General features: G+C 67.4%; 15 protein-coding genes and 2 pseudogenes. 6 read left to right on the top strand and 11 right to left on the bottom strand.

Going from position 1 to position 13,741, the window contains the following annotated elements; all coding sequences use genetic code 11:
- Positions 1-38 precede the first annotated feature (38 nt).
- Positions 39-755 (bottom strand): class I SAM-dependent methyltransferase, encoded by a 717-nt coding sequence (locus F3087_RS15910; protein WP_150402656.1) that lies wholly within the window; start codon positions 753-755, stop codon positions 39-41.
- 97 nt (positions 756-852) lie between these two features.
- Complete coding sequence (locus F3087_RS15905; RefSeq protein WP_150402655.1) at positions 853-1,806, bottom strand: GlxA family transcriptional regulator; 954 nt, start codon at positions 1,804-1,806, stop codon at positions 853-855.
- A 153-nt stretch (positions 1,807-1,959) separates the two neighbouring features.
- Between F3087_RS15905 and F3087_RS15900 the strand changes: the two genes are divergently transcribed.
- Positions 1,960-2,409 (top strand): hypothetical protein, encoded by a 450-nt coding sequence (locus F3087_RS15900; protein WP_150402654.1) that lies wholly within the window; start codon positions 1,960-1,962, stop codon positions 2,407-2,409.
- On the opposite strand, the gene F3087_RS15895 is transcribed toward F3087_RS15900, so the two are convergent.
- The 6 genes from F3087_RS15895 to F3087_RS15870 form a co-directional block, all read right to left on the bottom strand.
- On the bottom strand, positions 2,410-2,775 hold the full coding sequence (locus F3087_RS15895) for an HPF/RaiA family ribosome-associated protein (protein ID WP_223885091.1): 366 nt from the start codon (positions 2,773-2,775) through the stop codon (positions 2,410-2,412).
- A gap of 110 nt (positions 2,776-2,885) precedes the next feature.
- Complete coding sequence (locus F3087_RS15890; protein ID WP_150402652.1) at positions 2,886-3,545, bottom strand: VC0807 family protein; 660 nt, start codon at positions 3,543-3,545, stop codon at positions 2,886-2,888.
- Positions 3,546-3,662: 117 nt separating this feature from the next.
- Positions 3,663-4,478 (bottom strand): mycofactocin-coupled SDR family oxidoreductase, encoded by an 816-nt coding sequence (locus F3087_RS15885; RefSeq protein WP_150402651.1) that lies wholly within the window; start codon positions 4,476-4,478, stop codon positions 3,663-3,665.
- Between the two features lie 25 nt (positions 4,479-4,503).
- Positions 4,504-6,033: a flavin-containing monooxygenase gene (locus F3087_RS15880; protein WP_150402650.1), complete on the bottom strand. Its 1,530-nt coding sequence runs from the start codon at positions 6,031-6,033 to the stop codon at positions 4,504-4,506.
- 14 nt (positions 6,034-6,047) lie between these two features.
- Positions 6,048-6,653 carry a TetR/AcrR family transcriptional regulator gene (locus tag F3087_RS15875; RefSeq protein WP_191093973.1) on the bottom strand — a complete coding sequence of 202 codons (606 nt, stop codon included), beginning with the start codon at positions 6,651-6,653 and terminating at the stop codon, positions 6,048-6,050.
- Positions 6,654-6,769: 116 nt separating this feature from the next.
- Positions 6,770-7,144: a hypothetical protein gene (locus F3087_RS15870; RefSeq protein ID WP_150402648.1), complete on the bottom strand. Its 375-nt coding sequence runs from the start codon at positions 7,142-7,144 to the stop codon at positions 6,770-6,772.
- 189 nt (positions 7,145-7,333) lie between these two features.
- Here F3087_RS15870 and F3087_RS46560 point away from each other — a divergent pair.
- Positions 7,334-7,447: pseudogene (locus tag F3087_RS46560) on the top strand (ABC transporter ATP-binding protein); the annotation flags it as partial.
- A gap of 127 nt (positions 7,448-7,574) precedes the next feature.
- Positions 7,575-7,886 carry an AAA family ATPase gene (locus tag F3087_RS46555; RefSeq protein WP_317983924.1) on the top strand — a complete coding sequence of 104 codons (312 nt, stop codon included), beginning with the start codon at positions 7,575-7,577 and terminating at the stop codon, positions 7,884-7,886.
- Between the two features lie 6 nt (positions 7,887-7,892).
- Here the strand turns inward: F3087_RS46555 and F3087_RS15860 are convergent, their stop codons facing one another.
- Together F3087_RS15860 and F3087_RS15855 are read right to left on the bottom strand one after the other, a co-directional pair.
- Complete coding sequence (locus F3087_RS15860) at positions 7,893-8,297, bottom strand: hypothetical protein (RefSeq protein WP_150402647.1); 405 nt, start codon at positions 8,295-8,297, stop codon at positions 7,893-7,895.
- 102 nt (positions 8,298-8,399) lie between these two features.
- A complete protein-coding gene (locus F3087_RS15855; protein ID WP_223885090.1) occupies positions 8,400-9,335 on the bottom strand; it encodes a phosphotransferase family protein in 936 nt (311 codons plus the stop codon).
- Positions 9,336-9,457: 122 nt separating this feature from the next.
- Here F3087_RS15855 and F3087_RS47425 point away from each other — a divergent pair.
- Together F3087_RS47425 and F3087_RS15845 are read left to right on the top strand one after the other, a co-directional pair.
- Positions 9,458-9,676 (top strand): annotated as a pseudogene (locus F3087_RS47425) (AfsR/SARP family transcriptional regulator); the annotation flags it as partial.
- A 58-nt stretch (positions 9,677-9,734) separates the two neighbouring features.
- Positions 9,735-12,518, top strand: coding sequence for an ATP-binding protein (locus F3087_RS15845; protein ID WP_191093972.1), 2,784 nt, complete (start codon positions 9,735-9,737; stop codon positions 12,516-12,518).
- A gap of 40 nt (positions 12,519-12,558) precedes the next feature.
- Here F3087_RS15845 and F3087_RS15840 read toward each other — a convergent pair whose 3' ends face one another.
- Entirely contained in the window at positions 12,559-13,143 is a 585-nt protein-coding gene (locus F3087_RS15840; RefSeq protein WP_150402645.1) for a hypothetical protein, read from the bottom strand.
- 114 nt (positions 13,144-13,257) lie between these two features.
- Between F3087_RS15840 and F3087_RS15835 the strand changes: the two genes are divergently transcribed.
- Positions 13,258-13,524 (top strand): glutaredoxin family protein, encoded by a 267-nt coding sequence (locus F3087_RS15835; protein ID WP_150402644.1) that lies wholly within the window; start codon positions 13,258-13,260, stop codon positions 13,522-13,524.
- Positions 13,525-13,741 lie beyond the last annotated feature (217 nt).

Genomic DNA, 13,741 nt, shown 5'->3' with positions numbered 1-13,741 from the left:
TGACGGAGCGGTGATCGGGAAATCATCGGTGCCGAGGGTCAGACCCGTTCAGCCTCCACTACCCAGATCGGCAGCAGCATCGAACCCTCGGCATCGAACTGGAGCTTCGCCCCGCTGCGGTCCATCACCGCCTTGAACTCCGGGGAAGGCTTGATCGCGGTCAGCTTGTCGTTGCGCAGCTCGGTGAGGTTCCAGTCCGGCGCGCGGAAGGTGGCGCGCAGCTCGTCCTCGCCGATCGAGTACGGGGCGTAGGTCTCGCTGAAATCGGCTGCGGAGAAACAGAATTGGATCAATCGCGCACCGGGTCGCATCGCCCGGACCAGCGCGGCCACGTGCGCTTTGCGCTGTTCCGGATCGAGGCAATGCGCGAGCGCACTGCTGACCACGGTGTCGAACCGGCCGTCGTAACCGGTCAGCACGGTCGCGTCCGCGACGGCGAACGACGCGGTCACGCCGCTTTCCGCGGCCTTGGCCCTGGCCTTCTCGATCGCCGTCGGCGCGAAATCCAAGCCGGTCACCTGGTAGCCGAGGCCGGCCAGGTAGATCGTGGTATCCCCTGGGCCGCAACCGATATCGAGCACGTCACCGGTGATCCGCCCCGCCTGCTCGAACTCGACCAGCAGCGGCTGGGGCCTGCCGATCTCCCACGGCAGCCGGTCCATGGCCAGGCCCTCGACGATGGTGCCGCCCTGGTAAGCCTGTTCGAAATCGATGTTCGTCGGGTCGATCGCGGGTGTTGCGTCATTGTCAGTCATCACTAACCTGTCCCTCGCCTTGATGGTGGATCGGGAATTCGACGGATGAAGTCTAACCAGAAACGGAGTAAGTGTCTCCGGTTTGACGTGACATGCTTCAGCCGACAGCGGACCCGTGGAAGGCCGCGCGATAACTGTGCGGACTGGTGCCGACGACCCGCTTGAACCGGTCCCGGAACGCGGTGGGCGAACCGAAACCGACCTGTCCGGCGATCCGGTCCACCGGGTGCGCGGTGGATTCGAGCAGGTACTGCGCCTGCCGAATCCGGGCGCGCAACAACCATTGCAGCGGCGTGGTTCCGGTCTGTTCGCGGAAGCGGCGGTTGAGCGTGCGGGTGCTCATCCCGGCCTGCGCGGCGATGTCGTCGAGGGTCAGGTCCTTGGCGAAATTGTCTTGCAGCCAACGGGTTACCGGTTCCAGCACCGAGCCGCGCGGGGTCGGCGGCTGGTCGTGCACGATGAATTGCGCCTGTCCCCCTTCACGTTCCAGCGGCACGACGGACAACCGGGCGGCGTCGGCCGCGACGGCGGAACCGTGGTCGCGGCGAATCAGGTGCAGGCACAGGTCGATTCCCGCGGCGGCGCCCGCCGAGGTGAGCAGTTGCCCGTTGTCCACGTAGAGCACGTCCGGGTCGACCTCGATGGCCGGATAGCGGGCCGCGAACTCGGTGGCGGCGGCCCAGTGCGTGGTCGCGCGGCACCCGTCCAGCAGGCCGGTGTCGGCGAGGATGAACGCGCCGACACAGATCGAGGCGATGCGGGTGCCGCGGGCGGCCGCCTGCCGCAGCGCGGCCAGGACCTCCGCCGGCACCGGCAGCGTGAGATCGGCGCGGCCGGGCACGATGATCGTGTCCGCGTCGGCCAACCCGGTCAGGTCGAACGGGGGCTGCAACGTGAACGCCCCGGCATCCACCGTCGGCGTGACGCCGCAGACCCGCACCCGGTAGGCGGCCCGCCCGTCGGGCAGCCTGGCCGCGCCGAACACATCGATGGGTGTGGTCAGATCCGACGGGATGACCTTGTCCAGCGCGAGCACGGCCACGACATGCATGACGCCAGGATAGGTGGCTGCCGAATTCGAGCCAATACCTGTGAGCTGCGGATATGAGGCAGATCACCAGGCCGAGGCGGTTGGCCGGAATCGACCGGTGTGTGGCAGTTTCGCCTGTTCCACACCGGTCGTTTCACCACTAGCCTCGCCGCTGTGACGAAGTTTCTGCTCTCGGTCCACGTGCTGGCCGTGATCCTCGCCGTAGGCCCGGTGACGGTCGCGGCGAGCATGTTCCCGCCGACCACGCGCCGGACCCTGGCCGAGCCCGGCAGCGAACCGGTCGTGCTGAGCACGCTGCATCGCATCTGCCGCGTCTACGCCTACCTCGGGATTCTGGTCCCGGTCTTCGGCGCGCTCACCGCACTGAGCCTCGGCGTGCTCACCGACACCTGGCTCGTCATCGCGATCGGCCTGACCGCGGCCGCCGCCGGCGTGCTCGCGCTGCTCATCCTGCCCGGCCAGCACAAGATCCTCGCCGACCTGCCCGGCACGACGCCGACGCTGATCCGCCGGCTCGGCATGGACACCGGCATTTTCAACCTGCTATGGGTCGTCGTCACCGTGCTGATGATCGTCCGGCCGGGCTCGACTACCGGGGCCTGATCACTCCGGGGCGGCCATGTGCCGGATCGTCTCGCCGCCCTTGGCGTGGTGCAGCCGGCCGAACTTGCTGTCGAGCAGGTGCGCCATGCTGTCGGCCGCACCGCGAACCGCCTCTTCCAGCGTTTCCCCGCGATGCGTGGCCGCGACCGGATGCTGTCCGGCGGGCCGGGCCTCCAGTACGCACTGCTTGTCTTCCGGCCCGCCCTTGTCGCCGTTCTGGTCGGTCAGGTGGGCCTCGACCCGCGTCAGCTGTTCGCTGAAACGGTCGAGCACCGAAGCGATCTCGGCCTCCGCCCACCGCATCAGGTCTTCGCCGCCGTGGATGCCGCTTCCGGTATTGATCTGGATCTGCACTGCGTTCTCCATTCCGTTAGGTAGCAAACTCCACGAAACCGACACTACCTGCGCGACCCGAGTGGCCGAGGGCACAGGCGGAAGGCCCGGTCCGCGTCGGACCGGGCCTGCACCGCGACTGCTCAGGCGCGACGGCCCCGATTGCGGGCCACGATGCTGAGCGCGATCAGCGGCCCGACCACGGCGATCATCAGCACCGGCGACAGCCACGCCATGGTGTGGATCGGCAGTTGGTAGGCCAGCACGATTCGGATCGCGGCCTCGAGCACCAGGCCCGCGCCCCACATCACGGTCAGCACGGTGAACGCGCGGCGCTTCGCCGGATCGGTGCGGTAGGCCGTCTCGAGCTCGGCGATCCGGGCCGGACCGCCCGCGCTGACCGCCTTGCGCGCCACCAGGTAGGTCAGCGGCTTGCCGATCATCGCGCTGATCAGGAACGCGAGACCGATCAGCACCGTCGCCGCGGAATCCTTGACGATCATCATCCGCGGGTCACCACTGATCAGCGACGCGACCAGCCCGAAGACGAAGCCGCCCAGGATGATCGCCGACATCAGCTCCAGCCGCCGGGACCGGATCGCCTGCCCGATCACCATCAGCGCCGAGACCACGGTGCCGGCGAGCAGCCCGGCGAAGTCGCTGTAACCGAGTGCGTGCAGGACGAAGTACGCGCCGACCGGTATGGCGATATCACGGGCGATCGACGCCACCCAGGCGTACTGCTTGACCGGCGACTCGGCCGGCCGGTCGACCTTGCTGGTGTCGGATGCGGTGCTGATCATCGGATGCTCCTCGTCGGCGTATTCAGCGGTGCGCTACGAGAATTGACGCTACGGAGAGCGGCGGGCGAGCAGATCTGTCAACCATCACGACTGCGGCATGACATGTGTCATGCCGGGTTACCTGGCCAGGTAACCCTTGTCCACCGGTATCTGGGCGCCGGTGATGACTCCCGACGCGTCCCCCGCCAGCCACACCACGACCTCGGAGATCTCCTCGGGTTCCACCAGTGCGTCGGTCTTGAGCAGGTTGGGCGGGAAGCTGTAGACGAAGGCCGGGTGCTGCTCGAACATCGAATACATCGACGTGTCGTTGCCGAGCGGGGTGTTGGTGCCGTAGGGCAGCACCGTGTTCGCCCGGATGCCGTACTCGCCGAGCTCGACCGCGAGCGACTTGGTCAGGCCGACGACGCCGAATTTGCTTGCGGCGTAATGGCCGCAGCCCGGCGGCGGCTTGACGCCGGCCACGGAGCTGACGGTGATGATGGATCCGCCGTTGCCCGCCTCGATCATCGCGGGCACCACCGCCTTGATCGTGTTCCACACCCCGACCAGGTTCACGTCGACGGCCTCCTGGAACTGTTCGGCCGAGATCTCCCAGAGCCGGCCCCAGCTGCACACGCCGGCATTGGCGACCACGATGTCGAGCCGGCCGAAGGTGGCGACGATCTCGGCCACCACCTCCTGCTGGCCGGCCAGGTCGCGCACGTCGACCTGCTTGGTCAGGATCTTGCGCCCCTCGGCCTCGACCAGGCGGGCGGTCTCGGCCAGATCCTCCGGCTCGGACATCGGGTAGCCGCTGTACTTCGCGGCCTGCGCGCAGACGTCGATGGCGACGATGTCGGCGCCCGCGCGGGCCAGCCGGACCGCGTGCGAACGTCCTTGTCCGCGAGCGGCTCCGGTCACCAGCGCTACTTTTCCGGCGAGTGCGGTCATAGTGTTCCCTCGATTCTCGATGGATTCAGTTGTGGGATGTGAAGGAGTAGTCGTCGATCGGCGAGAACCGGCTGAACCACAGTGCGCCGCTGATGGTTTGCGGTCGGTAGTAGAGCGCCTCGCCCTGCGAGTTGACGAAATAGGTACGCAGACCGGGATTGCAGTCGGCGGTGTAGGTGCTGATCACCTTGCCGTGCCGGTTCATCTTGCGGACCCAGCGGGCGAACGCCGCGGTGCGGACCTGTGCGACCGCGGCTTCCCGGCGCTTGGCCTCGGTGATCACCCGAACCGCGTGGCGCGCGGTGAGATCGACGAAGGTGTGCCAGGCGGCGCCGACGAAGCCCTGGGGGGCGACGAGTGCCCAGCGGTTGGGCAGGCCGGGGTGGGCGGAGCCGCCGTAGCTACGCAGGCCGTTGCTGCGGTACTCGTCGGCGAGATCGAACCCGTTGGGGCCCAGCGTCGTTCCGGGACGATAGGTCTCCGGGTCGGTGAACAGCTCATAGCCGGTGGCCAGGACGATGAGGTCGTACGGGCGATCCGTGCCGTCGGCGGTGCGAATGCCGTCGGCGGTGATTCGTTCGATCGGGTTCGCGACCAGCGCCGCCGAGTCCGATTCGAGGGCGGCGAAGAAGCTGCTCGACAGCACCGGACGCTTGGCGAGGATGCCGTAGCCCGGGACCAGCGCCTTGCGATCGGCGTCGTCGCTGATCTTGCGCCGCAACAGGACTCGGTACAGGCCGCGCCAGATCTTGTCGTACTGCGGGAGAGCCGCGGCCAGTAGCCGGCGGGGCAGCAGCGGGAGCACGTTGCAGATCAGCTGCAGCGGGAGCTCCATAGTCGCCAGCACCGCTCCGTTGATCGCCGCGGCCACGCCCGGCAGCGCCAGAATCCGTTGCGCGCGTGGCGAAAAGGCGAAGTCCGGCTTGGGCAGGATCCACGAGGGCGTGCGCTGATAGACGTCCACCCGCTCGGCCTCGTCGAGGACCGCCGCGACGATCTGCACCGAACTGGATCCGGTGCCGATCACGGCGACTCGTTTACCGCGACAGGAGTATTCGGGATCCCAGGCATTCGGCCGCAGTATCGTCCCGCCGAATTCGCCGGTTCCCGGAATCGTGTCGGTCGATTTCGCGTTGATGTATCCGCCGACCGCGTTGATCACGAACCGCGCCCGGACCGGCTCGTCCCCGGCGATGTCGAGCACCCAGACCTGATCTCGGTCGTCCCACACCTCGCGTTCGACCGTGCAGTTACTCCGAAAGTACTTGTACAGGTGGAGATCTTCCGCGACCTGCTGGTTGTACCGCTGGATCTCGGCGCCTTCGGGGAACAGCCGCGACCAATCGGCCTTGCGGGCGAACGGGAATTGATAGAACAGCGTCGGAATATCGACGGCGAGACCGGGATATACATTGTCGCGCCAGCTGCCGCCGAACTCGCCCGCCCGGTCCAGAATAACGAAATTCGTTATCCCGGAACGTAATAGGTGATAGGCCGCGGTGATGCCGCCAGGACCGGCACCGATGATCGCGACCTCGAAGTCGTCACTTGCCATGTTGTGTGCACTCTCTAGGTATTGCGGGGCGCGAGACCGTTGAGCAAGAAGTCGCCGGTGCGCGCCCGCACGTCGTCCGGGCCGGCGAAATCGGCCACCACGAACGGCAGGATCTCCAGGCTGAGCAGCACCCGGACGATCCAGTCGCCCGCGTGCAGCGGCTCCAGCCCGCGGTCGATCTCGCCGCGGTCCTGCGCCTCGATGACCAGCGTCGCCCAGAACGCCGCCCAGCTGTGGCACAGATTGCCACCGTAGTGTTCGAGCAGCGTGGCGATGATGCTCTCGGTGCGCAGCGCGGGCGAGAAGGTCTGCGGCGTCTTGACGTGGTCGTAGATCATCGCCGCCGCCTCACCGATCTGCTCGCGCAGTGTCGGCAGCGGACGGACCACCGCCGCCAGCGCGTCGATGAAGGCGTTGCACAGGTAGGCCAGCCCGGCGTTGATCGCGGTTTCCTTGTCGCCGAAGCCGTTGTACACCGTCCCGCGGGACACCCCCGCGATCTTGGCGACCTCGGTCAGCCGAAACCCGTTGACCCCGTAGCGCCGAACGCATTCCGCCGCACCGAGGACCAGCTCGATCGAGGCCTCGACCCGGGGAGCGTCCTGCGCCGCACTGCTCATGTTGAACATATTGCGTCAAGTTGTTCAATGCGTCAAGAGTGTGGCAGCGAAGTCGCCGGTATGAACTCGTCAGCGCTACGCGCGGGGCAAGCCCGGCGCGTCAATCCCGCAGTGGGTCAATCCCACAGCGCCGCAACAACAGTCTGGTAGTCGCACGGCGCGAGCGTCGAGCGTCCGGTCGCCAGCAACCACCGCTCGACCGCGCGATCACCATCGGTGCGATACGTCCGCTCCGCGCCGCGCGCGATCTCGATGACCCCGCGCTGCACCCGCACGGTCTCCTCGTCCGACAGCTGCGCGACGAAACCCCGGTAGGCACTGTCGTTTTCGCCGTCACTCGGGTTCGCCCGCGGTGCCGCGGCGATCAAGCCGTGTAGCTGCGCCTCGTCCCCCGGCGCCAGTAGCCACTTCGGATTGGGCTGGTCGGAATGGATGTCGAGCTCGACCTTGATCATGACCGTCCCCCTGGCGACGAGCGGAATGTCCGACATCACTGCCCTCCTCACGGGGCGCTGAATGGGGTGATGGTAGCCCCGCTCCGCCGCCCCCACCACTCGGCGAAACAAATTCTGACCAGGCAATTCCGACTGTCCTGTTCGCTCCTACGATGAGGTGTGCGCAACCACGTCGACCGACCCGGATTCCTGCGCGAGCTGCGGCTCGAGTCGGATGCCGTTGACATGGACGAATATCCGTTCTGCCTGCCGGCCGTGACCCAGCTCTCGCGGGCCGGCGGCCTCGCGCTGGCGCCGGGGGTCACCTTCCTGGTCGGCGAGAACGGCAGTGGGAAGTCCACTCTCGTGGAGGCGCTGGCGGTGGCCGTACTACAACGTCGCTACCGCGACAGAGGCCCTCGGACCGGATCAACTGGCGGTGTTCGGCGGGGTGTCGCCACACGAACGCTCGCATGGCGAATCGTTCATGGACCTGATGCGGCTGCGCTTCTACCCGAACGGGCTGTACCTGCTGGACGAGCCCGAAGCGGCCCTGTCACCCCGCGGCTGCATGACCGTGCTGGCGCTGCTGGCCGACCTGACCGCGCGGGGCTGCCAGTTCGTGGTGGCGACCCACTCCCCGATCCTGCTCGCGCTGCCCGGCGCGACCATCTACGAGATCGCCGAGGACGGCGACATCGGCGAGGTCACCTACGACGAGGCGCTGCCGGTCCGGCTGACCAGGGACTTCCTCGCCGAACCGGACCGCTACCTGCGACATCTGGTCGACCCGGACTGAGCCCGCTCAGCCGCCGAAGACGTTGCAGCCGTATCCCAGGTGCACGCCGTTGCCGACCCGCAGGTCCACGCTCGCGACCACGCTGTCATCGGGCGCCTGCACCGCGCTGATCGTGTGCAACCCTTGCGTCGCGGGCACCCAATCCACCAGCGCGACACCGCCGGACGGTTTCACCACCGCGAACGGAATCCCGTTGTCGTAGAACACAACCGGCTGCACCACATCGGTCAGCTTCGCCTTCGCCTGATAGGTACAACCAGTTCCGTAATTGGTCGCCGACCCGAAATTGATCCCCGGCGACATACCGACCTGCGTCACCGTGGCGCCCGCGCCCGGCATGGCACACACCGCCGCGGCTCCCACCATTCCCGCAACAACCCCGACTCGCATCCAGATGGTTCTGTCCGTCATGAATTCGGTCCTAGTCCTGGGCGCCGGAGCACCACGCACCGGCGAGATACCTTGCATCCTCACTCGCCGGGCGGATCCGTGTGACACAAACCGCCGAATGTTTCAGATCATCTGGCGGATGTCGTCGGCGATGCCGGGCAACGGCGCTTTGTCACCGATGGAAGCGAACCAATCCCAGAGTTCGAGTGCGTGATAGAGGCGATACAGCGCGGAGGTCGCAGACCAGTCCTCGGGAAGCTCGCCATAACCGTCGATGACTGCTGCCCGTTTTACGGGATTACCGTGCACGGAGTAATAGTCGGTCTTGGCCAGGTCCAGGAGTGGGTCACCGGCAAGGGCATTCTCCACATCGATGAATCCGGTCATCGTCCAATGGCCTGCGACCTGTCCGACGAGCACGTTTCCTTCGTGTAAGTCGTTGTGGCACAACACCGGAACTGTGCATCGACGGAACAATCCGACCCGGTTCGCGACGTATGCGTGGATACCAGCGTGCAATGCGGAGTCACCACCGAGCTCCGCGAATTCGTTGAGCTTCTTGGTGAACTGACGCGTCATATAGGCGGTGTTGTCCGGCTCCGGATCGAGGATTCGAGTCGTCAGATAACCATAGGAACTCTGCTCGATCCGATGGATCGCCGACAGGGTCGCGCCCACCTGCCGGTACACATGGGCGAGCTGCGCATCGTCGAAGTACGCGCTGACCTGCGACAGCGGCTGGCCGGGCAGCATGGTCAGCACGGTGAACGCGCAGCCGAGCACACCGGTGTCCGGCTCGACCCGCAGGATCTCCGGCACCGGACCGACCTCGTGTGCCCGCAACAGGCGGTAGACGAAGACCTCTTTGGCCTGCTTCCACCGCCACTGCTCGGCATACACCTTCACGATCACCGACGTCGCGGGCTCCGCGCACCGCACCTCGTAGACCGAACTCAACTGCCCGCCCGTGCGAACCCGGAGGTCGATCACGACCACATCCGGCCACACCGGACGGAGGATTTCGGTCGCCTGCGCGTTGTCCAGAGGTCGGTCGATCACGCCCTGACCGTAGAGGCGTCGCCCGCCCAAATCGACCGATTTTCCGCGCCGGCCCACATCTTTCGACAGACGCACGCGGGCGGGCGGCGTGGCCGGCAAAACCGTGCGGCAGGCTGTAGCGCGTGCGTGTGTTGCTTTTGGGAACGTTCGAGGTGCGGGGGGCAGACGGGCTGCCGGTCGAGATTCCGGGGGTTCGGGTGCGGGCGTTGCTGGCTCGGCTTGCCATGGAGGCGGGGCGGGTGGTTTCGGTGGACACGTTGATCGACGCGATTTGGGCGGAGCAGCCGCCGGCGAAGGGCGGCAATGCGCTGCAAGCGCTGGTGTCGCGGGCGCGGCGGGCGATCGGGGCGGAGCGGGTGGAGGGGGCGCGCACTCGGATATCGCCTGCTCATCGATCCCGTGGATGTGGATTTCATCCGGTTCGAACGGCTGGCGGCGGCGGGGCGGGAGTCGGGCGATCTGGCGACATTGCGCGAGGCCGAGTCGTTGTGGCGAGGTCCCGCGCTGAGCGACCTGCGCGAGATGCGCTTCGCGGCCGACGCCGCGGTGCGGTGGGACGAGCTGCGGATGGCGGCGAACGAGCAACGCCTCGGGCTGGAAGTCGCCGCGGGCCATGACGTGCTGGACGAGGTACGCGCACTGGCCGACACGCATCCACTGGCAGAACCGTTGCAGGGCTTGCTGATTCGCGCGTTGTATGCGGCGGGTCGACAGGTCGATGCACTCGACGCGTACGAGCGGGTCAAGGAGCGGCTCGGCGACGAATTGGGTGTCGACCCATCGCTCGAACTGGCCGAGCTGCACCTGGCGATCCTGCGCCAGGAACCGCAGCGACCGCGGCCTCGGACGAACCTGCGCGCTCGAGTGACGAGCTTCGTCGGTCGCGCGGACGACGTGGCCGAGTTGGCCGGACGTCTGGCGACCGTCCGGCTGATCACCCTGGTCGGACCCGGCGGCGCGGGGAAGACCCGGCTCGCGATCGAGGTGGCCGAGCGGGTGCCCGGAACCGTCTGGCTGGTCGAACTCGCGGCGGTCACCGACCCGGGCCAGGTCGGTTCCGCGGTGCTCACCACGATCGGCGTCCGGGAAGTCGGCCTGCTGGAGCAACCGAGCGGCGACCCGGTGGACCGGTTGGCGGAGTTCTTCGCGCAGCAGCAGGTGGTGCTGGTCCTGGACAACTGTGAGCACCTGGTCGACGCGGTCGCGGATCTCGCGGATCGACTGCTCGGTGCGTGCCCCGAGTTGCACATCCTCGCCACGAGTCGCGAACCATTGCTGATCGACGGCGAACATCTGCACCAGGTCGGTCCGCTCCCCTGGCCGGTCGATACCGCCGACGCGCCCGAAACATTCCCTGCGGTAGAGCTTTTCGTCGAACGCGCGACCGCGGTGCACCCCGGCTTCGCCCTCACCGCGGACAACACCGCCGACGTGATCGAGATCTGCCGCAGGCTCGACGGCCTGCCCCTGGCCATCGAATTGGCGGCGGCCCGGCTGCGCACGTTCTCCGTCGCCCAGATCGCCGCCAAGCTGGACGATCGGTTCGCCTTGCTCGGTCGCGGCAGCCGAACCGCCGACGCCAGGCATCGCACGTTGCGCGCGGTCATCGAATGGAGCTGGTCACCGCTGTCGGAATCCGAACGCGCACTGGCGATGTGGCTCGCGGCCTGTCCCGCGGGCGCGACGCTCGATGCCGTAACCGATACCGGACTCGCCGCTGTGCGCGATACCGGCAAAGCGATCGACTCTGGATCGGATCGGCTCCGCGACGCATCCCCGGCAGCGCAGCTGGCCCTGCAGCATCCGGCCGACCCGGACACACTTACCGATCTGGTGGACAAGTCGCTGGTCGAGCGCCAAGGCGAGCGGTATCGGATGTTGGAGACGATCCGGTCCTATGCGCTGGAGCGGTTGGCGGAGTCCGGCCACGAGCAGGCAGTTCGTGTTGAGCACGCGCATTATTTCCTGCGTCTCGCCGAAACCGCCGAGGCGGAGTTGCGCACCGCGGACCAGCTCACCGCGCTCGCCCGTCTCGACGCCGAACGCGACAACCTCTCGGCCGCACTGCGATTCGCGGTCGACACCGCCGACCCAGATCTCGGGCTCCGATTTATCGCCGCCCTGTTCTGGTACTGGACACTGCGCGGCATCCACACGGAGCGGCTGCGCTGGACGCGAGAGGTGCTGAACATTCCCGGCGCACCCTCCGAGAGTCTGCGAGTACTGCGCACGGTTCTCGACGAACTACTGCGCTACGAGACCGGGACGAGCGCAGGCCGCACGGTGGACCTCGGACTCGAACTCGGCGAACCGAATTCGCCCGGCCGGACGTTATTGCTCGTCGCCCCGGCATTTCTGGAGAACCGCGACCTCACCGCCTGGTCGTCACACACCGGTCTCACCGGCTGGGAACGCGGCATGGCGCTGCTGCTCTCCGCCGCGGACGATACTCGATTGGCCGAGGCCAGAACGGAATTCGAGGCCGCAGGCGATCGCTTCGGGCTGTCGACCACGCTGCGCGCGATCGCCGACTACCAACTCCGTCGAGGAGAACTGCGCGCGGCGGTATCCGGACTCGGCCGCGCCGCCGAGGCGATCGAGCAGCTCGGCAGCGCGGGTGACGCCGCGGCGGCGGGAGCGGAGCTGGCCACGGCATTGGCCCGGCTCGGCGAACTCGACCGCGCCCAAGGCGCTTTGACCCGCGCTCGACAGCACGCCGACCAGGCCGGCGAGCCCCGCACCGTGACCTACGTTCAGCTCGCCGCCGCCGAACTCCTGCTGCGCCAAGGCGATCGGACGGCGGCGCGGCGCGAACTGGACCGCATCGAGACCGGACTCGCGCACACCCCATCCGGCGCACGAGTCCGACTGTGGTGCACGGTCTTCCGGGCAATCATCGCGATACAGGACGGCGATCCGATCGCGGCCCGCCGCACGCTCGGCACTGCCGATCTCGACGGTGCTCAAGCCGAGGACCTGGCCGGGCAGGCGCACCTGCACGCCGCACTCGCTGTGCATGTTGGCGATCCGGCCACGGCGGCCCGACTCGTCGGTGTCGCCGCCGCTCTGCTCGGCGCGGAGGATCGTCGCGGTTACGACAACCTCCTCGCGCCGGCCGAGCGTGCCCGCGAGCTGCTCGGTCCGGACGCTTCGCCGCGGTCTTCGACACCACCGCCACGCTGACCCCTGCCGCCGCAACGGAATTCCTGCGCACCCATGCGCTTCAGGCGGCCTTGCGGAAGTAGGCCCGCGCAGAACCGAGCGACAGGAGCAGCACGACCAACGCCGAACCGACGGTGATGGTCGCCGACCGCCCCTTGGCCAGCGACGGCAACCAGCTCGGATACACCGATTCGGCCGCATCCAGGAACGACTGGATGTCGATGTCGCGCACGCTGTCCTTACCGGTCTTCTCGAAGACCTTCGCGACGGCCTGCGCGGCCCCCTTGTTGCTGGCCATGATCGCGTAGTTGCCCGCGATCACGATCGGCGCGAAGACCAGCGACGCGATCCGCCCGACCCGGCTGCCCGACAGGTTCAGCACCGCGAGCGCAGCCAGCGCCGCGGCCACCGATCCCGGGATCGCCGACTCGAACCCGCTGGCGTCGAAGCGAATGCCGGTGTCCACCAGCACCTGTCCGTCGTGGCCCTGCCGCTCGATATCGGCGACCGCCGCCGCCTGTGATTCGGCCCCGAACCGGGCCCGGATGGCGGGGGTGCTCAGGAACGCGCCGGCCACTAGGAATTGCGCGACCGCGGCGAGGGTGACGGTGGTCGGGCGGAACAGCTTCAGCGAGTCGGTGCTCATGTCGTTCTCCTTGTCAGCGGCGGCGCCCCGGTGGCGTCTCGGCATGAACAGAGAATCGCCGGGCGCGCTGACATGGCGCTGACACGGGCGAAAAAGCGGGTATACGCTCGATGGATGACGAATTCCGCCGCGGCCGATCCGATCACCGTCTACTGGCGTTGGGGCTGTCCGTTCTGTCTGCGGCTCGGCGCACGACTGCGGCTGGCGCGCATTCCGTTCCGCCGGGTCGACATCCGCGATCCGAAGGCGGCGGCCGAGGTGCGGGCAATCACCGGCGGGGACGAGGTCACACCCACGGTGATCGCGAACGGGCACGAACTGGTGAATCCGAGTCTCGCCGAGATCCGCGCCGCGCTGGCCGGACCGCGGCCGACGGCGTAGCGGCGACGTCCGGTTCAGACCGCGATCGGTCGGCGAACAATTCGAGCTTCACTAACCTATTCGTTGCCAGGACAGTTCTGGATGGGTGTAATTTTCGGTCATTTCCGATCATTGCGCGAACTCCCATAAATCGCCCCTGACCTGGCATTTTGCCGAGCCTCACGGCGTGCGCTAACCTTTGCGCGATTCATCGAGTTCCGACGTTCAGGCATGCGGC

The sequence above is a fragment of the Nocardia colli genome (genome assembly GCF_008704205.1).
Taxonomy (GTDB): Bacteria; Actinomycetota; Actinomycetes; order Mycobacteriales; family Mycobacteriaceae; genus Nocardia; species Nocardia colli.
This window is presented reverse-complemented; position numbering and strand designations above follow the sequence as displayed.

Bases quoted from the DNA above. Each gene is read 5' to 3' on its own strand.
- F3087_RS46555 (WP_317983924.1), top strand. From the start codon at position 7,575: ATGGACCTGATGCGGCTGCGCTTCTACCCGAACGGGCTGTACCTGCTG.
- F3087_RS15895 (WP_223885091.1), bottom strand. From the start codon at position 2,775: ATGGAGAACGCAGTGCAGATCCAGATCAATACCGGAAGCGGCATCCAC.
- F3087_RS15840 (WP_150402645.1), bottom strand. From the start codon at position 13,143: ATGAGCACCGACTCGCTGAAGCTGTTCCGCCCGACCACCGTCACCCTC.
- F3087_RS15885 (WP_150402651.1), bottom strand. From the start codon at position 4,478: ATGACCGCACTCGCCGGAAAAGTAGCGCTGGTGACCGGAGCCGCTCGC.
- F3087_RS15860 (WP_150402647.1), bottom strand. From the start codon at position 8,297: ATGACGGACAGAACCATCTGGATGCGAGTCGGGGTTGTTGCGGGAATG.
- F3087_RS15870 (WP_150402648.1), bottom strand. From the start codon at position 7,144: ATGTCGGACATTCCGCTCGTCGCCAGGGGGACGGTCATGATCAAGGTC.
- F3087_RS15835 (WP_150402644.1), top strand. From the start codon at position 13,258: ATGACGAATTCCGCCGCGGCCGATCCGATCACCGTCTACTGGCGTTGG.
- F3087_RS15880 (WP_150402650.1), bottom strand. From the start codon at position 6,033: ATGGCAAGTGACGACTTCGAGGTCGCGATCATCGGTGCCGGTCCTGGC.
- F3087_RS15905 (WP_150402655.1), bottom strand. From the start codon at position 1,806: ATGCATGTCGTGGCCGTGCTCGCGCTGGACAAGGTCATCCCGTCGGAT.
- F3087_RS15910 (WP_150402656.1), bottom strand. From the start codon at position 755: ATGACTGACAATGACGCAACACCCGCGATCGACCCGACGAACATCGAT.
- F3087_RS15875 (WP_191093973.1), bottom strand. From the start codon at position 6,653: ATGAGCAGTGCGGCGCAGGACGCTCCCCGGGTCGAGGCCTCGATCGAG.
- F3087_RS15890 (WP_150402652.1), bottom strand. From the start codon at position 3,545: ATGATCAGCACCGCATCCGACACCAGCAAGGTCGACCGGCCGGCCGAG.